General features: G+C 52.5%; 22 protein-coding genes, 2 pseudogenes and 1 other annotated feature. Of the genes and pseudogenes, 14 read left to right on the forward strand and 10 right to left on the reverse strand.

Annotated features, from left to right (window positions below):
* The first annotated feature begins 34 nt into the window (after positions 1-34).
* The 4 genes and pseudogenes from chbA (at position 35) to chbG (ending at position 3,457) form a co-directional block, all read left to right on the forward strand.
* Positions 35-382, forward strand: coding sequence for a PTS N,N'-diacetylchitobiose transporter subunit IIA (gene chbA, locus EXW94_RS02080; protein ID WP_010430147.1), 348 nt, complete (start codon positions 35-37; stop codon positions 380-382).
* An 11-nt stretch (positions 383-393) separates the two neighbouring features.
* A pseudogene (gene chbR / locus EXW94_RS02085) lies at positions 394-1,230 on the forward strand (transcriptional regulator ChbR); the annotation flags it as partial.
* 110 nt (positions 1,231-1,340) lie between these two features.
* Positions 1,341-2,696, forward strand: a complete 1,356-nt coding sequence (locus EXW94_RS02090) for a 6-phospho-beta-glucosidase (RefSeq protein ID WP_089599100.1) — start codon at positions 1,341-1,343, stop codon at positions 2,694-2,696.
* Positions 2,697-2,707: 11 nt separating this feature from the next.
* Entirely contained in the window at positions 2,708-3,457 is a 750-nt protein-coding gene (gene chbG, locus EXW94_RS02095; RefSeq protein WP_108416803.1) for a chitin disaccharide deacetylase, read from the forward strand.
* 132 nt (positions 3,458-3,589) lie between these two features.
* On the opposite strand, the gene katE is transcribed toward chbG, so the two are convergent.
* Entirely contained in the window at positions 3,590-5,839 is a 2,250-nt protein-coding gene (gene katE, locus EXW94_RS02100; protein ID WP_108416804.1) for a catalase HPII, read from the reverse strand.
* A gap of 167 nt (positions 5,840-6,006) precedes the next feature.
* On the opposite strand from katE, the gene cedA reads away from it, so the two are divergent.
* Positions 6,007-6,282 carry a cell division activator CedA gene (cedA, locus tag EXW94_RS02105; protein WP_256350567.1) on the forward strand — a complete coding sequence of 92 codons (276 nt, stop codon included), beginning with the start codon at positions 6,007-6,009 and terminating at the stop codon, positions 6,280-6,282.
* 48 nt (positions 6,283-6,330) lie between these two features.
* On the opposite strand, the pseudogene tcyP reads toward cedA, so the two are convergent.
* The 4 genes and pseudogenes from tcyP to hxpB all read right to left on the reverse strand — a co-directional run bounded on the left by tcyP (position 6,331) and on the right by hxpB (position 10,097).
* Positions 6,331-7,723, reverse strand: a pseudogene (gene tcyP / locus EXW94_RS02110) (cystine/sulfocysteine:cation symporter).
* A 127-nt stretch (positions 7,724-7,850) separates the two neighbouring features.
* Positions 7,851-8,441, reverse strand: a complete 591-nt coding sequence (locus EXW94_RS02115; RefSeq protein ID WP_010426116.1) for a metal-dependent hydrolase — start codon at positions 8,439-8,441, stop codon at positions 7,851-7,853.
* 94 nt (positions 8,442-8,535) lie between these two features.
* Positions 8,536-9,297 carry a 2-dehydro-3-deoxy-D-gluconate 5-dehydrogenase KduD gene (gene kduD, locus EXW94_RS02120; RefSeq protein ID WP_042714490.1) on the reverse strand — a complete coding sequence of 254 codons (762 nt, stop codon included), beginning with the start codon at positions 9,295-9,297 and terminating at the stop codon, positions 8,536-8,538.
* Between the two features lie 128 nt (positions 9,298-9,425).
* Complete coding sequence (gene hxpB, locus EXW94_RS02125; RefSeq protein WP_174339379.1) at positions 9,426-10,097, reverse strand: hexitol phosphatase HxpB; 672 nt, start codon at positions 10,095-10,097, stop codon at positions 9,426-9,428.
* 148 nt (positions 10,098-10,245) lie between these two features.
* Between hxpB and EXW94_RS02130 the strand changes: the two genes are divergently transcribed.
* Entirely contained in the window at positions 10,246-10,782 is a 537-nt protein-coding gene (locus tag EXW94_RS02130; protein ID WP_010426111.1) for a YniB family protein, read from the forward strand.
* A 29-nt stretch (positions 10,783-10,811) separates the two neighbouring features.
* Here the strand turns inward: EXW94_RS02130 and EXW94_RS02135 are convergent, their stop codons facing one another.
* The 3 genes from EXW94_RS02135 to pfkB all read right to left on the reverse strand — a co-directional run bounded on the left by EXW94_RS02135 (position 10,812) and on the right by pfkB (position 13,107).
* Positions 10,812-11,672 (reverse strand): fructosamine kinase family protein, encoded by an 861-nt coding sequence (locus tag EXW94_RS02135; protein ID WP_010430160.1) that lies wholly within the window; start codon positions 11,670-11,672, stop codon positions 10,812-10,814.
* A gap of 105 nt (positions 11,673-11,777) precedes the next feature.
* A complete protein-coding gene (gene ghoS / locus EXW94_RS02140; RefSeq protein WP_108416807.1) occupies positions 11,778-12,068 on the reverse strand; it encodes a type V toxin-antitoxin system endoribonuclease antitoxin GhoS in 291 nt (96 codons plus the stop codon).
* A gap of 106 nt (positions 12,069-12,174) precedes the next feature.
* The gene (gene pfkB / locus EXW94_RS02145) at positions 12,175-13,107 is read right to left on the reverse strand and encodes a 6-phosphofructokinase II (protein ID WP_010426105.1); all 933 of its coding nucleotides are present in this window, start codon (positions 13,105-13,107) and stop codon (positions 12,175-12,177) included.
* Positions 13,108-13,400: 293 nt separating this feature from the next.
* On the opposite strand from pfkB, the gene EXW94_RS02150 reads away from it, so the two are divergent.
* Complete coding sequence (locus EXW94_RS02150) at positions 13,401-14,159, forward strand: YdiY family protein (protein ID WP_174339380.1); 759 nt, start codon at positions 13,401-13,403, stop codon at positions 14,157-14,159.
* A gap of 264 nt (positions 14,160-14,423) precedes the next feature.
* Entirely contained in the window at positions 14,424-14,624 is a 201-nt protein-coding gene (locus EXW94_RS02155; protein ID WP_010426103.1) for a hypothetical protein, read from the forward strand.
* A 137-nt stretch (positions 14,625-14,761) separates the two neighbouring features.
* On the opposite strand, the gene yniD is transcribed toward EXW94_RS02155, so the two are convergent.
* Positions 14,762-14,869, reverse strand: coding sequence for a small membrane protein YniD (gene yniD / locus EXW94_RS02160; protein ID WP_010426102.1), 108 nt, complete (start codon positions 14,867-14,869; stop codon positions 14,762-14,764).
* Positions 14,870-14,968: 99 nt separating this feature from the next.
* A complete protein-coding gene (gene yncL / locus EXW94_RS02165; RefSeq protein WP_071785204.1) occupies positions 14,969-15,061 on the reverse strand; it encodes a stress response membrane protein YncL in 93 nt (30 codons plus the stop codon).
* Positions 15,062-15,386: 325 nt separating this feature from the next.
* Here yncL and thrS point away from each other — a divergent pair, with 325 nt between their 5' ends.
* The 6 genes from thrS (at position 15,387) to pheS (ending at position 19,852) form a co-directional block, all read left to right on the forward strand.
* A complete protein-coding gene (gene thrS, locus EXW94_RS02170; protein ID WP_010430168.1) occupies positions 15,387-17,315 on the forward strand; it encodes a threonine--tRNA ligase in 1,929 nt (642 codons plus the stop codon).
* 3 nt (positions 17,316-17,318) lie between these two features.
* Positions 17,319-17,861: a translation initiation factor IF-3 gene (gene infC, locus EXW94_RS02175; protein ID WP_059443439.1), complete on the forward strand. Its 543-nt coding sequence runs from the start codon at positions 17,319-17,321 to the stop codon at positions 17,859-17,861.
* Positions 17,862-17,958: 97 nt separating this feature from the next.
* Positions 17,959-18,156, forward strand: coding sequence for a 50S ribosomal protein L35 (rpmI, locus tag EXW94_RS02180; protein ID WP_003030583.1), 198 nt, complete (start codon positions 17,959-17,961; stop codon positions 18,154-18,156).
* A gap of 51 nt (positions 18,157-18,207) precedes the next feature.
* Positions 18,208-18,564, forward strand: coding sequence for a 50S ribosomal protein L20 (rplT, locus tag EXW94_RS02185; RefSeq protein WP_000124850.1), 357 nt, complete (start codon positions 18,208-18,210; stop codon positions 18,562-18,564).
* A 117-nt stretch (positions 18,565-18,681) separates the two neighbouring features.
* Positions 18,682-18,806 (forward strand) — a sequence feature (Phe leader region).
* The gene (gene pheM / locus EXW94_RS02190; RefSeq protein ID WP_001386830.1) at positions 18,687-18,731 is read left to right on the forward strand and encodes a pheST operon leader peptide PheM; all 45 of its coding nucleotides are present in this window, start codon (positions 18,687-18,689) and stop codon (positions 18,729-18,731) included. (Overlaps the previous feature by 45 nt.)
* Positions 18,807-18,868: 62 nt before the next feature.
* Positions 18,869-19,852, forward strand: coding sequence for a phenylalanine--tRNA ligase subunit alpha (gene pheS / locus EXW94_RS02195; protein ID WP_010426091.1), 984 nt, complete (start codon positions 18,869-18,871; stop codon positions 19,850-19,852).
* Positions 19,853-19,855: the final 3 nt, after the last annotated feature.

Consider the following 19,855-nt stretch of genomic DNA (forward strand, 5'->3'; position numbering starts at 1 on the left):
GGGGCAACCCGCGCCAGCTAAAAGGAGCTTAACGATGTTAGATTTGGATAGTATTGTCGCAGACGAAACCGTAGAGAACGATCTGGAAGAAGTGGTTATGGGGCTTATCATCAACTCTGGACAGGCACGCAGCCTGGCGTATGCCGCGCTGAAGCAGGCCAAGCAGGGTGATTTCGCCGCAGCAAAAACCATGATGGACCAGTCCCGTCTTGCACTGAATGAAGCGCATCTGGTGCAGACGAAGCTCATCGAAGGCGACCAGGGCGAAGGGAAAATGAAGGTGAGCCTGGTGCTGGTACATGCCCAGGATCATCTGATGACCTCCATGCTGGCGCGCGAGCTGGTGGCAGAGTTAATCGAGCTTCACGAGAAGATGCAGTAAGTCAGGTCAGGCAGCAGGAGGTCAGCACGATGGAAATTAAAACCGCACTTGAGCAGCAGCTGTTTAATGGCAAGAATTTTCACGTGGTTATTTACAACAAGACGGAGAGCGCCAGTGGTCTGCACCAGCATGACTACTACGAGTTCACGATTGTTCTGACCGGCCGCTACTACCAGGAGATCAACGGTAAGCGCGTGTTACTGGAGCGCGGAGATTTTGTCTTCCTGCCGATGGGGTCCTATCATCAGAGCTTTTACGAGTTTGGTGCCACACGCATTCTGAATGTGGGCGTCAGCCGACGCTTCTTTGAGAAACATTATCTGCCGCTGGTACCGTTCTGCTTCGTGGCGTCACAGGTCTATCGCGTCAAAAACGAGTTCATGACCTGGATCGAAACGGTTATTGCCTCACTCAACTTCCGCGACAATGAGTTCGACGAGTTTATTGAAACCGTGACGTTTTATGTGATGAACCGCCTTCGCCATCATCGCGAAGAACAGCAGGTCATTGATGATATCCCACAGTGGCTTCGCAGCACCGTTGAGCTCATGCACGACAAAGGGCAGTTCAGCGACAACGCGCTGGAAAATATGGTTTCGTTGTCGGGCAAGTCGCAGGAGTATTTAACCCGCGCGACGCAGCGTTATTATCGTAAAACGCCTGTGCAAATTATTAATGAAATCCGCATTAACTTTGCCAAGAAACAGCTGGAAATTACCAATTACTCTGTCACCGATATTGCTTATGAGTCAGGTTACAGTAGCCCCAGCCTGTTTATTAAAACGTTTAAGAAGTTTACTTCGTTCACACCAAACAGTTACCGCAAAAATCTGACGGTAATTAATTAATATCCGGCGATTTTATTCGCCACGAATATTGACGTAATTGCTTGCCCAAATAGCGGGAAGAGAACGCTATACCTTGCAGGCGGTTAACCTGATACGCTAAGGGAGATATTATGCAACAGAAATTAAAAGTCGTAACCATTGGTGGCGGCAGCAGCTATACCCCAGAATTACTGGAAGGTTTCCTGAAACGTTATCATGAATTACCGGTCAGCGAATTATGGCTGGTGGATGTAGAAGAAGGTCAGGAAAAGCTGAATATTATTTTCGACCTGTGTAAACGTATGGTTGAGAAAGCCGGTGTGCCATTGACCGTACATAAAACGCTGGATCGCCGTCTGGCGCTGAAAGATGCTGATTTCGTTACCACCCAGCTGCGCGTCGGCCAGCTGAAAGCACGCGAGCTGGATGAGCGTATTCCGCTGAGCCACGGCTATCTGGGACAGGAAACCAACGGTGCGGGTGGTCTGTTTAAAGGTCTGCGTACCATTCCGGTGATTTTCGACATCATCAAAGACGTGGAAGAGATTTGCCCGAATGCGTGGGTGATTAACTTCACCAACCCGGCGGGAATGGTGACGGAGGCAGTCTATCGCCACACCGGTTTCAAACGCTTTATCGGCGTCTGTAATATCCCGATTGGCATGAAGATGTTTATTCGCGACGTGCTGGCGCTGACCGACAACGACGAGCTTTCCATCGATCTGTTCGGCCTGAACCACATGGTGTTTATCAAAGACGTGATCGTTAACGGCACGTCGCGCTTTGCCGAACTGCTCGACGGTGTTGCTTCGGGTCGACTGACCGCCGCATCCGTGAAGAACATTTTCGATCTGCCATTCAGTGAAGGGCTGATCCGCTCCCTGAACCTGCTGCCGTGCTCGTACCTGCTCTACTATTTCAAGCAGAAAGAGATGCTGGCTATCGAAATGGGCGAGTACTATAAAGGCGGCGCGCGTGCCCAGGTGGTACAAAAAGTTGAGAAGCAGCTGTTTGATTTGTATAAAGATCCAAATCTTAATGTTAAACCGAAAGAGCTGGAGCAGCGCGGCGGGGCATACTATTCCGATGCGGCCTGCGAAGTGATTAACGCCATTTATAACGACAAGCAGGCTGAGCACTATGTCAACGTGCCGCATCATGGCCACATTGATAATATCCCGGCTGACTGGGCCGTTGAGATGACCTGCATTCTGGGTCGCGACGGCGCGAAACCGCACCCGCGCATTACCCACTTTGACGACAAAGTGATGGGCCTGATCCACACCATTAAAGGCTTTGAGGTGGCAGCAAGCAATGCGGCGTTGAGCGGTGAACTGAATGATGTGCTTCTGGCCCTGAACCTCAGTCCGCTGGTGCACTCCGACCGTGATGCGGAGCAGCTGGCGAGTGAGATGATCCTGGCGCATGAAAAATGGCTGCCAAACTTTGCTGCAACGGTTGAGAAACTGAAGTTCACCCACCGTTAAGAGGATGTACGATGGAAAACCTGCTGATCGTAAACGCCGATGATTTTGGCCTGTCGAAAGGGCAGAACTACGGCATCATTGAAGCCTGTCGTCGGGGTGTGGTGAGTTCAACCACGGCGTTGATTAACGGCGAGGCGGTTGAACATGCGGCTCAGCTAAGTCGGGACGTTCCCGAGCTGGGTGTGGGCATGCATTTTGTTCTGACGCTGGGTATGCCGCTTTCACCGATGCCGGGCCTGACGCGTGACGGACAGTTAGGGAAATGGATTTGGGAAATGGCAGAGCAGGACGCTCTGCCGCTCGAAGAGATTACCCGTGAACTGGATTGCCAGTTTAACCGCTTTGTTGATGTGTTTGGCAAGGAGCCGACGCACATCGATAGCCATCACCACGTGCACATGATCCCGGCGATTTTCCCGATTGTCGCGGAGTTTGCACAGCGTAAAGGCGTCGCGATCCGCGTGGATCGTGAGGTGCCCGGCGTGCCGGACTGCGCTGTGAAATCAACAGATGGATTCAGCAGTGCATTTTACGGAGACGAGATCGACGAAGCGCTGTTCCTGAAGGTGCTGGATGAGTCCGCCGCTCGCGGTGAAAAATCCGTAGAGGTGATGGCGCACCCGGCATTTGTCGATAATACCGTGCGGAAAAGTGCCTACTGCTGGCCGCGTCTGGTGGAACTGGATGTGCTGACGTCAGCGTCGCTGAAGTATGCGATTGCCGAGCGCGGGTATCGGTTGGGGACGTTTGGGGATTTGTGAGTAAAAAAAAAGCCGGGTGGCGAGGTAAAAGCAAAACGGTAACCTCGGTTACCGTTTTTTGTGTTTTCTCCCTCTCCCGTGGGAGAGGGGCGGGGTGAGGGCATCAGGCCGCACAATCGGGTACGGCTTTTTTTATGCCGGTATCTGGTCAATCTTACTGCTGCGCGACCAGACGCGGTGCGCGGCGAGTAAATCAAACAGCTTCGTCATAAAGGCATCGTCAACGTTATCGCCCTCGACAATGCCGTCCTCACCCTGATCGGCCACCTTCAGCTGCGCCTTAAACTGTCGCGCATCGCCTGCCAGGGCGATAGGTTTCAGATGCTTATAGGCTTCCAGCAGATAATACACGGCGTCACCGTTGGTCAGCAGGCTGTCAATATCTCCACACGGCACAATCACCGCATCAACGGTCAGCGAAGGCGCCCCGGCAAAGGTCGCCGCCACCGGCAGCACGGAGCCATCATCGGCGGTCACTTCGCCCATACGGGAATAAAGCAGTTTCGCATGCACGCCCTGGGTTTTCAGCGCCTGCATAATCCCCAGCACGTCGCTGGCGCGGGTTTTATCGTTCAGCAGGATGGCGACCACGCGGCCCTTAATCGATCCGCCCGGTACGGCGTACAGGCTTAGAGACGGATCCTTTTTCAGCCCGTTAACGTCTTTCGGTGGAGCTGCGTTACGTTGCTCATCGGTCAGGGTAATACCGAGGTTATCGGCGACGCTCTGCGCAAGCTGGATATCGATTCGCGCCAGCTGATCGACCACGCGCTCGCGGATGTAAGTGCGCACCACCTTGCTCAGCTCAAAGCTGAAGCCGCCGATGATATGCTGCTGCTCAATCGGGGTCTGGCTGTTCCAGAAGAGGCGAGGATGGGCGTAATACTCACCGAAGGATGGGCTGCGTTCACGAATTTTGGTTCCTTCGACGCGCTCCTGATACGACTCAAACCCGCCACGTTTCGGGCCCGGTGGTGTTTCACGCGGCCAGTTATCGTTGATCGAGTTCGGTTCGTAGTTCGCCGGGTTGGTGTCGATATCCTGGCGATGCATCCCGTCGCGCTGGAAATTGTGATACGGGCAGGTGGGGCGGTTAATGGGGATTTCGTGGAAGTTCGGTCCGCCGAGACGGCTAATCTGCGTGTCGGTGTAGGAGAACAGACGACCCTGTAACAGCGGGTCGTTGGTGAAATCCAGACCGGGGACAATATGGCCCGGGTGGAAGGCGGCCTGTTCATTCTCGGCAAAGAAATTATCCGGATTACGGTTGAGCACCATTTTCCCTACCAGCTGAACCGGCACCAGTTCCTCAGGAATGAGTTTAGTCGGATCAAGCAGGTCGAAATCAAATTTGAACTCGTCCTCTTCCGGAATCAACTGTAACCCCAGTTCGTATTCCGGGAAGTCTCCGGCTTCAATGGATTCCCACAGCTCGCGGCGGTGGAAATCGGGATCGCGGCCAGTCAGCTTCTGCGCTTCATCCCACACCAGCGACGCTTTACCCGCCACCGGTTTCCAGTGGAAGCGCACGAAAGTGGCTTTGCCTTCCGCGTTAATCAGGCGGAAGGTGTGGATGCCAAACCCTTCCATGGTGCGATAGCTGCGCGGAATGCCGCGGTCTGACATTGCCCACATCACGTTGTGCAATGTTTCTGGCTGTAGCGAGACGTAATCCCAGAAGGTGTCGTGCGCACTTTGTCCCTGCGGTATGGCCCAGTGTGGCTCCGGTTTTACCGCATGGACAAAGTCAGGAAATTTATGCGCATCCTGAATGAAAAACACCGGGGTATTGTTGCCGACCAGGTCGAAAATACCTTCTTCGGTATAAAATTTGGTGGCAAAGCCGCGGATATCGCGCACCGTGTCGGCCGAGCCTGCGCCACCCTGCACGGTAGAAAAGCGCACAAACACCGGGGTGATTTTATCCGGGTCGGAGAGGAAATCCGCTTTGGTAATGTCTTTCAGACTTTTATAGGGCTGGAAGTATCCGTGCGCAGCCGAGCCGCGCGCGTGAACGATGCGTTCCGGTATGCGCTCGTGGTCAAAATGGGTAATCTTTTCCCGCAGGATGAAATCTTCCAGCAGGGTCGGCCCACGCGTGCCTGCGCGAAGGGAGTTCTGATCGTCAGCAATACGCACGCCCTGATTGGTCGTGAGCGCAAAACCTTCGCTACCTTTACGGTGTGGCTCAAGCGATTCCAGCTTCTCGTTCCCCGTATCCGGCGATTTCATGCTTCCCGGTGCGGTAGGCTGCTCGCCAGGCGCGGAAGGGCCCGGTGAGGGGCGGTGAGAGCCGTCAGCTGGAGCGAGAGAGTCCATACCCGGTTGCGATTCTTCAGTGCCATGAATCGGTGATTGATGTGTTTTATCTTTGTTCGACATTGCACGTTTCTCCTTTATCCATTGCTAAAAACCCTATTAAGGATAGAACAATGTCGTGAGATGGCTCGCCAACTAAGAGTTTTCACATGCCGTCATTAACGAAAGGAGCCATCTCACCCACTCTGAGCGCGACGGAAGGTAGTCGGATCGGCTATCATAGAATTTTCCTGCTTCAAGAATTTGCTTTAGTGAACCCGTCGCTTATGAAACCTCTTCGTCAACAAAACCGCCAGGTTATTAGCTATGTGCCCCGCGTTGAGCCCGCGCCGCCTGACCATGCCCTGAAAGTGGATGGTTTTCGCGACGTCTGGCAGTTACGGGGTAAATACGTGGCCTTTGTGCTGATCGGCGAGCATTTCCGCCGCTCTCCCACGTTTACGGTGCCGGAGTCAGCGCAACGGTGGGCGATGCAGATCCGCCAGGATGAAGAGGTTGAAGAATAACAGCCATAAAAAAACCGCCATCAGGCGGTTTTTTTATTTCAACAGTGATTAACGGTGCGCCAGTTCGGCGTCGTCTTCACTGTCCAGAATCGCTTTGTCGGTCTGCTTCAGCCACTGGCTGGTTAGCGTACCGGCGGTCATGGAGCCACTCACGTTCAGCGCGGTACGTCCCATGTCGATCAGCGGCTCAACGGAGATCAGCAGCGCAACCAGCGTCACAGGCAGACCCAGCGCAGGCAGCACAATCAGTGCGGCGAAGGTTGCACCACCACCGACACCCGCAACGCCTGCGGAGCTGATGGTCACAATGCCCACCAGGGTGGCAATCCACACCGGATCCAGCGGGTTGATACCCACAGTCGGCGCGACCATTACGGCCAGCATTGCCGGGTACAGGCCCGCACAGCCGTTCTGTCCAATGGTGGCACCAAAGGAAGCAGAGAAGCTGGCGATGGACTCAGGAACGCCCAGGCGACGCGTTTGCGCTTCCACGTTCAGCGGAATAGACGCGGCGCTGGAACGGCTGGTAAACGCGAAGGTCAGCACTGGCCACACTTTACGGAAGTATTTCAGCGGGCTGACGCCGTTCACGCCCAGCAGGATGCCGTGCACCACAAACATGATGCCCAGACCCAGGTAAGAGGCGACGACAAAGCTGCCCAGCTTGATGATGTCCTGCAGGTTTGATCCCGCAACCACTTTGGTCATCAGTGCCAGCACACCGTAAGGCGTCAGCTGCATGACCAGACGGACCAGCTTCATTACCCAGCTCTGCAGGGTATCGATAGCGGTCAGCACGCGTTCGCCTTTTGGCGCATCGTCTTTCAGCAGCTTCAACGCAGCCACACCCAGGAACGCGGCGAAGATCACCACGCTGATAATGGAGGTCGGGCTTGCACCGGTCAGGTCAGCAAACGGGTTTTTAGGAATAAAGGAGAGCACCATCTGCGGAACCGTCAGGTCGGCCACTTTGCCAACATAGTTGGTTTGAATCGCCGTCAGACGCGCGGTTTCAGCCGTACCCTGGACCAGGCCTTCAGCGGTCAGGCCCAAACAGGTTGGTCACCAGCACGCCCACCAGCGCGGCAATCAGCGTGGTGAACAGCAGCGTACCGATAGTCAGGAAGCTGATTTTCCCCAGCTGAGTCGCATTATGCAGACGGGCAACGGCGCTCAGAATAGACGCGAACACCAGCGGCATCACAATCATCTGCAGCAGCTGCACGTAGCCGTTACCGACAATGTTGAACCATTGAATGGAATCTTTCAGTACCGGGTTATCGGAGCCGTAAACAGCGTGTAATGCCAGACCAAAGGCCACACCCATGACCAGACCGACCAGCACTTTTTTCGCCAGGCTCCACTGTTTGTGGCGCGCCTGCGCGAGAAGCAATAGCAATACAACGAACACAATAATGTTCGCGATGAGTGGAAAATTCATCCCCGTTCTCCTGATTTATTATACGGTCGGTTTTTACCGATCCTGATGGCGCAAGGTTAGCAGAAGTGTGATGCAGCGCTTATATCCAAATGGAATGGTTTATGACAAACGGGATTATTTTGTTTGTTTACTGTTCAATCTGGTGATGAATGAAACGATTGAACTGAAATTGCAGCGAATTGATCATCTGCGATGACCAGCGGACTGCACCATTTTCGGGCAACGTCTGCGGCATCCAGACGGCGTACGCGAAGAGTGCCATGCACAAAACGCGCTCCAGCTGATTGCCTTTTTGCGGGGCGAGAATGGGAAAACGGAAACGCCACCGGCAGGGCCACAGGAGGGGGACACCGGCAGGCGTCAGCATATCGGCAAGAATATGGCTTAAATAGCCGAGCACCATCCCCTGTATGGCATCTGCCGGCACTATCCAGCTTTCAGGCACTTTTAAATAGAACAGGGTAAGCAGGGCAAACACGGCCAGCAGGCTGTGGGTAAATCCCCGATGACCAAACGCTCTGGCAATGGGTTTGGCGATCCACTTCAACCGTTGTCCAAGAAACGACTTCGGGTGATCGATGTCCGGCAGGAGACAGGTTAATACGGCGGAAGGGACGATATGCCACCAGTCACCCTGTGCCAGCACAGGGGTCAGTTCAGCGTTTTTGGCAAACACTGCGCATGCAATTGAAAAAAGCAGGTGGCCTTCCGCCGTCATGATAAAACCCAACAAACTGTCAATTCATACAGTATAGGGTTTTTATACAGTGTACGGAAGAGGTGACGGTGTAACTCTTTGTCACAAAGCGGCGTCAGCGCGCCAGCCAGCCACCGTCTACGGCCAGGGTGTGACCGTTGACATAATCCGATGCAGCAGAGGCAAGGAAAACAACCGGACCTTGCAAATCCTCCGGCAATCCCCAGCGCCCGGCCGGGATACGCTCCAGGATCGCCTGGCTACGCTGTTCATCATCGCGCAACTGCTGTGTGTTATTGGTCGCCATATAACCCGGCGCAATGGCGTTCACGTTGATGCCATGCGTAGCCCATTCGTTGGCGAGCAGGCGCGTGATACCCAGAACACCGCTTTTAGACGCGGTGTAAGAAGGCACCCGGATCCCCCCCTGGAATGAAAGCATCGAGGCAATATTGATGATTTTCCCACCCTGACCCTGCTGGATAAACTGTTTGGCCACCGCCTGAGAGAGGAAAAAAACCGATTTGAGATTCAGGTTAACAACGTCGTCCCAGTCTTTTTCACTGAATGCCAGGGCATCCTCCCGCCGTATGGTCCCGGCGTTATTCACCAGAATATCGACGCGTCCCATCTCGGCGACAGCGCTATCCACTACGCGCTGAATGCTCTCTTGTTGACCGAGATCGGCCCGAATCGCCATAAATCGACGCCCGAGAGCGGTGATGCGCGCGGCCGTTTCGTCGGGAACTTTACGGTTCACGCCAACAATATCGCATCCGGCTTGTGCGAGCGCCACGGCCATGCCCTGTCCCAGCCCGGTATCGCATCCCGTGACGATGGCCACTTTTCCTGCAAGAGTGAAGGACTCCAGTATCATACGCGCCTCAGAAGTAAGGTTATTGTCATTCTGAAGGTAAGAATAGGAGGTGAAAGCGGGAAATGCAATTAAATGAAACGATGTTTTATTTTTATTTCAGGCAGCGAAGGGCTGCCTGAAAGAGAAGGTCACTCGCCGCGCAGATGGGCAACCGTAAGGTCTTCCAGCGAGGCCAGTTTCACATCCGCCAGGGCAAAGCGGGGATCGTGGCGGCCTTCTTCGGCAGGCACAACGATAGAGCGCATGAGTGCGGCTTTGGAGGCCACCATGCCGTTAACGGAATCTTCCAGCGCCACGCAGGTGAGCGGATCCAGACCCAGTTTTGCGGCGCAGTCCATATAGACCTGAGGGTGCGGCTTGCTGTAGGGCAGTTTCTCGGCTGAGGCCAGCGCGTCGAAGCTGTCGCGCAGTTCGAACAGGGACAGCACTTTTTCCAGCATATGCAGCGGCGAGGCGGAGGCCAGTCCGACCTTCAATCCTTGCGCCTTGCACAGGGCGATCGCATCACGCACGCCCGGAAGCAGGGGCTTCTGCTCTTCAACCAGCGTAATGGCGCGGTTAATAATACGCGCGGTGACTTCATCACGACCGGGGCCAACCCATGGCTGGTGGGCATACCAGAGGTCTACAACCATATCAATGCGAAGTCCCAGCGTATCGGGAAGTTCGTTCCGGCGGCTGATATCGACGCCGAGGCTCGCCATCACATCCAGTTCAGCCCGATCCCACAGCGGTTCGGAGTCAATCAGCAATCCGTCCATGTCAAAAATGGCGGCAAGTATTTGGCGCGGTGTCGACATCACAACGTCTCCTTATCTCAGGTGTTCGACAGACGATACGTGCTAAGCACAATCTGCAATTTAGCATAATGCTTTTAAAGAACGGGCGAAAATGATGGGCAGCAGGTAGACTTAGGCAAAAATAACGCGTCTTTTTGAAGGGGAACGAATGACGTATCAACAAGCTGGACGCATCGCTGTCTTAAAACGTATTGCCGGTTGGGCCATTTTTATTCCGGCTGTAATTTCCACGCTGATTTCCGTACTCAAATTTATGTACGATCACAGTGAAAAGCAGCCGGGTATCAATGCGGTAATGCTGGATTTCGCGCATGTGATGATTGAAATGATGCGTTTTAACACCCCGTTCTTAAACTTTTTCTGGTTTAACTCACCGACACCGAATTTTCATCAACAGGCGAATGTTGGCTTTTGGGTGATTTACGCGCTGATTTTTATCGCGATGGCATTGCAGGCATCAGGCGCGCGCATGAGTCGCCAGACGCGTTTTTTACGAGAAGGTGTGGAAGACCAGCTCATTCTTGAGCAGGCGAAAGGGCCGGACGGGATGAGCCGCGAGCAAATCGAATCCCGCATCGTTGTTCCGCGGCACACGATTTTCCTGCAGATTTTCCCGCTCTATGTATTACCGGTAGTCATCATCGTGGCCGGTTATTTCTTTTTCTCACTGCTCGGTTTTATCTAGAGCCACAGCGGGTGGTGCATGACCGCCCGCTACGCCGCCAGTACCCGCTCCAGTGCGCGCTGCGCATTCACCAGATGTTGACCACCAAACAGAATTGCCCGATTCAACAGGGTATAAAGTTGATACACCGGCTGGCGGTCGAGGAAGTCAGGCGGCAACGGCGAGACCGACTGGTATCCGTCATAAATCTGCGGCAGCTGTTCAGGATGCAGTGGCAGCATAGCGAGGTCGCACTCTCTGTCACCCCAGTAACAGGCAGGGTCGAAGATATAAGGGCCGTTCGGACCCAGCGCACAGTTATCTGACCACAAATCCCCGTGCAACAGCGAAGCCTGAGGCTGGTGCGCGGCAAGACGCTGCTGCACGTGTTCGACAATGGCATCAATGTTGCCAAATTCCAGCCCTTTCTCTGCCGCCAGTTCCAGCTGCCAGCCTATACGTTGCTCTGCAAAGAAGATCGACCAGCGGCGTTGCCAGGCGTTCGGCTGCGGTGTGGTGGAGAGATCGTTGTCGAAATCGAGTCCAAACTGCGGTTGGTCGCTCCACTGGTGCAATCGCGCTAGCTGCTGGCCAAGAATAAACGCGTTATGGGCATCCAGCGGGCGAGCGGGGAGATATTCCATGACCAGAAAACTGTAGTCGCGGTCACTGCCCACGGCCCAGACGTGCGGGACGGTGACCGTTTTGCTGCGCGACAGCAGATCCAACTGATCGGCTTCGGCAGTGAAGATGGGGAGAAGTTCACGTTCATCGCATTTAACGAAAAGGTCGCGCCCCGCGTAGCGTAAATGCCACGCGGCGTGGATCTCACCGCCAGGCAGTTCATTACGCAGTTCAATTTCACCTTCACCTAATTGCTCGCTTAAAAGATGACTGATAGCCTGCCACATGATATCTCTCCCATGTTGTCTGCCAGATCATAAAGTTAGCGCAAAACGGCTGTTAAAAAATACGAACTAACGCACACCTGAGCGGTTTAAATTCATACAACGCACTTATTGTTCTTTTTTTCGCCAGCTTTCCCAGGTATCTACCTCAATATCCGCGTCCTTATCGGTCACACTCTCGGCCAGACTGCTTGCCAGGGCGTGAACTTCCTCGTCGCTGAGGGCGCTTATCAGGCCAAATGTCAGCGTGCCTAAATCATGAATATTGCCCTCGTCGTCCGTGAGGGTGAGCAGAAAATTTGCCCGTGTAAAAGCGTTGTTGAGTTCATTGAGCTCGGTCAGTGACGCTTCATGAATGTTGACGGTAATGACGTAGCGGGTGATGTCACCACTGCTCATAGTTCACCTCATTGTTATCATGAAAGTTTTCTTAGCATAGTCGATAGTACGTTTTTGGCGACTATGGCTCGTCTTTCCCCTCTCCCCGTAAGAGAGAGGGGGACGGTTAATTTTGGGACAGATAATCAACAATTTTCTCGGTGTCAGGCAGCGAACAAAGCCGCGTTCCCTGATTGATGGTTGCAGCGCTACCTGCTGCAACGCCGTAGCGCGTCATCTCCAGCAGCGACGCACCCTGCGCCAGCTTCAGCGTCATCGCCCCCACCATGCTGTCGCCTGCGCCAACGGTGCTCTGGCTTTTCATGGGGGGTGGCACGACCTGCACATAGCCCGTTCCATCCACGGCCAGCGCACCCTGAGGGCCAAGGGAAACCACCACGCGCAATGCCTTGCCGCTGCGTATTAGCTCTTGCGCAGCGTTACGGACGTCATCCGGCTGGGTGAGTTCACGATTCACCAGCGCGCTTAGCTCTTTCTGATTAGGTTTGACCAGCTCAAGGTTGCCCGGCTCCAGGGCGGCTTTTAACGCCTCGCCGGAACTGTCGACAATGCACCGGATGCCCCGTTGCTGGGCTGCACGAATTAATGCTGTGAGTTTCTCTGTGCTCACGCCCGGCGGCAGGCTGCCGCTGATCACCAGCAAAGCACCCCTCTCAATTGTCAGAACCTTCTCCTCAAGCTGACGAAACTCATCATCACTCAATTTTGCCCCCGGCATAACGAAACGGTACTGCTCGCCGCTGGACTCAACGTGAACGTGCAGGTTCTGACGCGTCCAGTCGCTGGCCTCGACGGTTTGCACGGCAACCTGTTCGTCTGCCAGCAGAGACACCAGATGTTCACCAGTGGCGCCACCGGCAGGAAAAATCGCCGTCGCTTTGCCTCCAAGGTGGGTAATGGCGCGTGCGACGTTGATACCGCCACCACCGGGCTCAAACACCGGGGCGCTACAGCGTAGTTTACCTTCCGGGTAAATCTGTGCGGTTAAGGTAGCGGAATCGAGAGAAGGGGAGAGCGTCAGCGTGTAGACAGGAACCATCATAACCTCCTTTTTGCATGGGTTCCTTTAAGCCTGGCACCAATCGACAGGAAGGCAACGTAAATAACAGTATGATTTTAAATATGAATGCTGACAAAAGGGCGGGATTGTTTTTATAAAATAAAAGTCGTTTTGAGATCGTTCTTATTCAAAAATGAAATAAGAAAACATTGCTATGTTATTTGCGGCTTTTTATAATTTGTTACCTTTCTCTGGACGCCTTGTCATTGATCCTCAAGAAAGTTTCCGAGACCGTGATGGTCTCTTTTTTGTTGTATGGACTCCTTAATAAAATGAAGCTTTTGAAGACAGTACCCGCTGCAATGATGCTGGTGGGTGGCGTGTTTGCGTCAATGAATGCAATCGCCGATGATACCGTTTTTACTGTCATGGACGATCCCTCCACAGCGCAAAAACCTTTTGAAGGTAACCTGAATGCAGGGTATCTGGCGCAATCCGGCAACACGAAAAGCTCTTCCCTGACCGCAGACAGCACCTTGACGTGGTATGGCAACACCACCGCCTGGTCACTGTGGGGGAATGCCAGCAACACCTCAGCGAATGACGAACGATCGTCAGAGAAATACGCCGTAGGCGGGCGTAGTCGTTACAATATGACCGATTATGATTACCTGTTCGGTCAGGCAAGCTGGCTAACCGACCGCTATAACGGCTACCGGCAGCGTGATGTCTTCACTGCGGGTTATGGTCGCCAGTTCCTGAATGGACCGGTACACAGCCTGCGTTTTGAATTCGGTCCAGGCGTACGTTATGACGAGTACACCAACGGCGATACCAAAACCCAACCGCTGGGCTATGCCTCTGGTACTTACGCCTGGCAGATGACCGACAACACCAAATTCACGCAGGGTGTTTCGGTATTCGGTGCTGATGATACGACGCTGAACTCCGAGACGGCGCTGAATGTAGCCATCAATGAACACTTTGGGTTAAAGGTGGCGTACAACGTGACATGGAACTCTGAACCGCCTGAATCTGCGCCTGATCATACTGACCGCAGGACGACAATTTCTTTGGGTTATAAAATGTAATCTGAATGGGCCGACATTATTTCGGCCCTTTTTTTATTTTTAGAAATTGTGCTGATTTATATTAAACGGCGTTTTAAAATAATTGGTCCGAAAATATCTCCATACTTTCTCCATAATTACACCGCTCCCCGAATATTCAGATTATTTGACACGAATTGATAAATAAACTGACTATGCAAAAGTGTGATCCAGATCTACACTGACACTACAGGCAAAATTCAGCCTTAGGTCTTTATGCTCTAATTAAGTATGAGAATAATCATGATGAAAAAAATCAAAACTGCAGCAGCAGCAATGGTGCTTTCAGCACTCTCTTTTGGCGTATTCGCTGCTGATCGCACGGGTATTAGCACTGCCTCTGATGTTGAAGCGGGTTCAAACATCGCCCCGGCGTCACAGTCTACCGGTCAGTCAATGAATGATGCGTTTGACGTGCATACACTGGTAGCCGGTGAGTGGTCCTGATACGTGTTTCAATTTTAAACCTCATCGTAAAAAACCGGATTGTGATGTACCGGTTTTCATCACATCAATGCTGTAAAGATATTCAAAGATTTTTCAGGGTTTGATGTCTTATTACTTTTGCTTGCAATGCGTTAACACTAACCCCATATCATTGCAGCCCAGCGCAATAACAACATTGCACCGCAGATTGCAATTAATACGACCACCATTTTCCAGTGCTTCGCGGCAAAGCGTTTTGTTGGCATAACCTCTTCCTTGTCAGTTTATTGTTCCAGTCTACCAAAAAAATGCGGTAAAAAGCGCATTATTCGGGACAACGGGTTATGCCACGGCATTGATTCATGTCAGAACCAATGGAATCTGTCGGCAAGAATCAACACTAAACCGGCAGCTGAGAGTAGATTCAATATCACAACGGTTCTACTGGACACATTCATGTGATGCCCCTTGGGTGTGTAAGGACCTGTTCAAGAATAGCTCAGCACTTTTGAATTGCGAGCCATGGTTCGCGAAAGTTCGTTCACTCATACCGATGAGTGAAGGTTCAAACTGGTCGCAGCAGAGGGTGCATTCGCCCTTTCATTAGTGTTACCATTAGGGTGCTTGCCGTAAATCCGCATTTGTCTGAAATCGGCGGGAGCATGATGACGAGCCAATTTGACGATTGTTGGTCAGATGGCTTCGCAATCTATTGTTAAATAATGATTATTTTCTTTGTATATGCTCTTATGTGTGGGGCATCACTGCAAATAAGGATATAAAATGCCTGTAATTACTCTTCCTGATGGCAGCCAACGCCATTACGACCACGCTGTTAGCCCAATGGATGTTGCCCTGGATATCGGCCCTGGACTCGCGAAAGCGACCATCGCTGGCCGTGTAAATGGTGAGCTGGTTGATGCGTCCGATCTGATCGAGAGCGATGCGAAGCTGTCTATCATCACCGCGAAAGACGAAGAAGGTCTTGAGATCATTCGTCACTCCTGCGCGCACCTGTTAGGCCATGCCATCAAACAGCTGTGGCCAAACACCAAAATGGCGATCGGCCCGGTTATCGACAACGGCTTCTACTATGACGTTGACCTCGATCATACCCTGACCCAGGAAGATATCGACGCGCTCGAAAAACGTATGCACGAGCTCGCCGAAACCAACTATGACGTCATCAAGAAGAAAGTCAGCTGGCACGAAGCGCGTGAAACCTTCGTGAAGCGCGGCGAGAACTATAAAGTCTCTATTCTTGACGAAAATATTTCGCATGATGACAAGCCTGGCTTGTACCATCACGAAGAATACGTCGACATGTGCCGTGGACCGCACGTGCCGAACATGCGCTTCTGTCATCACTTCAAGCTGATGAAGATCGCGGGCGCCTACTGGCGTGGCGACAGCAACAACAAGATGTTGCAGCGTATCTATGGTACCGCATGGGCAGATAAGAAAGCCCTGAGCGCGTACCTGCAGCGCCTTGAAGAGGCTGCGAAGCGTGACCACCGTAAAATCGGTAAGCAGCTTGACCTGTATCATATGCAGGAAGAAGCGCCGGGTATGGTGTTCTGGCATAACGACGGGTGGACTATCTTCCGTGAACTGGAAACCTTCGTTCGCTCCAAGCTGAAAGAGTACCAGTACCAGGAAGTGAAAGGCCCGTTCATGATGGACCGTGTGCTGTGGGAAAAAACCGGCCACTGGGACAACTACAAAGATGCGATGTTCACCACCTCGTCTGAGAACCGTGAGTACTGCATCAAGCCAATGAACTGTCCGGGTCACGTTCAGATCTTCAACCAGGGTCTGAAATCCTACCGCGACCTGCCGCTGCGTATGGCGGAGTTCGGTAGCTGCCACCGTAACGAGCCATCAGGTGCGCTGCACGGTCTGATGCGCGTTCGTGGCTTTACTCAGGATGATGCGCATATCTTCTGTACTGAAGATCAGGTCCGTGACGAAGTTAACGCCTGTATTCGTATGGTCTACGATATGTACAGCACCTTTGGCTTCGAGAAGATCGTGGTCAAACTCTCAACGCGTCCGGAAAAACGTATCGGTAGCGATGAGACCTGGGATCGCGCAGAAGCGGATCTCGCCGTGGCGCTGGAAGAGAACGGCATTCCGTTCGAATACCAGCTGGGCGAGGGCGCATTCTACGGTCCGAAAATTGAATTTACCCTGTATGACTGCCTCGATCGCGCATGGCAGTGCGGTACTGTACAGCTGGACTTCTCCCTGCCGCAGCGTTTAAGCGCCTCTTATGTTGGCGAAGACAACGAGCGTCAGGTACCGGTAATGATTCACCGTGCGATTCTCGGTTCACTGGAGCGCTTCATCGGCATCCTGACCGAAGAGTTCGCGGGCTTCTTCCCAACCTGGCTTGCGCCAGTGCAGGTCGTGGTGATGAACATTACCGATTCTCAGGCGGATTACGTTAAAGAATTGACGCAGAAACTACAAAATGCGGGCATTCGCGTAAAAGCAGACTTGAGAAATGAGAAGATTGGCTTTAAAATCCGCGAGCACACTTTACGTCGTGTCCCGTATATGTTGGTCTGTGGTGATAAAGAGGTGGAAGCAGGCAAAGTTGCCGTTCGCACCCGCCGTGGTAAAGACCTGGGGAGCCTGGACGTAAGTGAAGTGATTGAGAAGCTGCAACAAGAGATTCGCAGCCGCAGTCTTCAACAACTGGAGGAATAAGGTATTAAAGGCGGAAAACGAGTTCAAACGGCACGTCCGAATCGTATCAATGGCGAGATTCGCGCCCAGGAAGTTCGCTTAACAGATCTTGAAGGTGAACCACTGGGAATTGTGAGTCTGAGAGAAGCGATCGAAAAAGCTGAAGAAGCTGGAGTAGATTTAGTTGAAATCAGCCCTAACGCCGAACCGCCAGTTTGTCGTATCATGGACTACGGCAAGTTCCTTTATGAAAAGAGTAAGTCTTCTAAGGAACAGAAGAAGAAGCAAAAAGTTATCCAGGTTAAGGAAATCAAATTCCGTCCTGGTACCGACGATGGCGATTATCAGGTAAAACTCCGCAGCCTGATTCGCTTTCTGGAAGATGGCGATAAGGCCAAGATCACACTGCGTTTCCGCGGTCGTGAGATGGCCCACCAACAGATCGGTATGGAAGTGCTTAACCGCGTCCGTGAAGATCTGAGTGAACTGGCAGTAGTCGAATCCTTCCCTACGAAGATCGAAGGCCGCCAGATGATCATGGTGCTCGCTCCTAAGAAGAAACAGTAAGGCCTTCAAGCAGCAAAATCTGTGGAGCCTTCGGGTTTCATAGGTTTTGTTCGCCTATGTTTCGTTTATTTAACAATGCGAAGTGGAAGTTATTAAGATGCCAAAAATTAAGACCGTACGCGGTGCTGCTAAGCGCTTCAAAAAAACCGGTGGTGGTGGATTTAAGCGTAAGCACGCAAACCTGCGTCATATTCTGACCAAAAAATCTACTAAGCGTAAACGTCACCTGCGTCCAAAAGGCCTTGTTTCTAAAGGCGATCTGGGTCTGGTTATCGCGTGCCTGCCGTACGCATAAGCCGTTAACGTTTAATTTTTTTACTAAGAATATAGATACAGGAGAGCACACATGGCTCGCGTAAAACGTGGTGTAATTGCACGTGCACGTCACAAGAAAATTTTGAAACAAGCTAAAGGCTACTACGGTGCGCGTTCACGCGTATACCGCGTTGCCTTCCAGGCTGTTATCAAAGCAGGTCAGTACGCTTACCGTGACCGTCGTCAGCGTAAGCGTCAGTTCCGTCAACTGTGGATTGCGCGTATCAACGCAGCAGCACGTCAGAACGGTATTTCTTACAGCAAATTCATCAACGGCCTGAAAAAAGCCTCTGTTGAAATCGACCGTAAGATCCTGGCTGACATCGCAGTATTCGACAAAGTAGCGTTCACCGCTCTGGTCGAAAAAGCGAAAGCAGCACTGGCATAAGCCAGTTGAGAGAGGGAGCTTTGCTCCCTCTTTTGTTTTAACATCATCAGAACATTGACTTTTACCCGTCCAGGCTTTTCAATAAGGTCTTTACGGTTTTTACCACATAAGGTAACGCAAGCATGAATGCTGCTATTTTCCGCTTCTTCTTTTACTTTAGCACCTGAATTCAGGAGGCTAGCGCGTGAAAGATGAAACGAAAAACAGCGCCAGATAAGCCTCCCGATGGAGGCTTTTTTTGTGTCTAAATTCGAGAGAATAAGTCCACCAAATCGGTGTCTGCACCGACATAATGAGGAAAACCATGTCACATCTCGCAGAGCTGGTTGCCAGTGCAACGGCCGCCATTAACCAGGCCTCAGATGTTGCCGCGTTAGACAATGTCCGCGTCGAATATCTGGGCAAGAAAGGGCATTTAACCCTTCAAATGACTACCCTGCGTGAGCTGCCGCCGGAAGAACGCCCGGCAGCGGGTGCGGTGATTAACGAAGCCAAAGAGCAGGTACAGCAGGCGCTGAACGCGCGTAAAGCTGAACTCGAAAGCGCGGTGCTGAATGCGCGTCTGGCGGCGGAAACCATCGACGTTTCTCTGCCCGGTCGCCGTATTGAAAACGGTGGTCTGCACCCGGTTACCCGCACCATCGATCGCATTGAAAGTTTCTTCGGTGAGCTCGGCTTTACCGTGGCGACTGGCCCGGAAATTGAAGATGATTATCACAACTTCGATGCCCTGAATATTCCTGGCCATCATCCGGCACGTGCTGACCACGACACTTTCTGGTTCGACGCTACGCGTCTGCTGCGTACTCAGACCTCCGGCGTACAGATCCGTACCATGAAGGATCAGGAGCCGCCAATCCGTATTATCGCACCGGGCCGCGTCTATCGTAACGACTACGATCAGACCCACACCCCAATGTTCCACCAGATGGAAGGTCTGATTGTTGATAAAAACATCAGCTTCACCAACCTGAAGGGTACGCTGCACGATTTCCTGAACAACTTCTTTGAGGAAGATCTGCAGGTTCGTTTCCGTCCGTCCTACTTCCCGTTCACCGAACCGTCTGCGGAAGTTGACGTGATGGGTAAAAACGGCAAATGGCTGGAAGTGCTGGGCTGCGGTATGGTGCATCCAAACGTGCTGCGCAACGTGGGTATCGATCCGGAAGTGTACTCCGGCTTTGCCTTCGGTATGGGCATGGAGCGTCTGACCATGCTGCGCTACGGCGTGACCGACTTACGTGCATTCTTCGAAAACGATCTGCGTTTCCTCAAACAGTTTAAATAAGGG

Origin of the sequence: Enterobacter sp. JMULE2 (assembly GCF_013337145.1) — a bacterium.
Taxonomy (GTDB): domain Bacteria; phylum Pseudomonadota; class Gammaproteobacteria; order Enterobacterales; family Enterobacteriaceae; genus Enterobacter; species Enterobacter mori.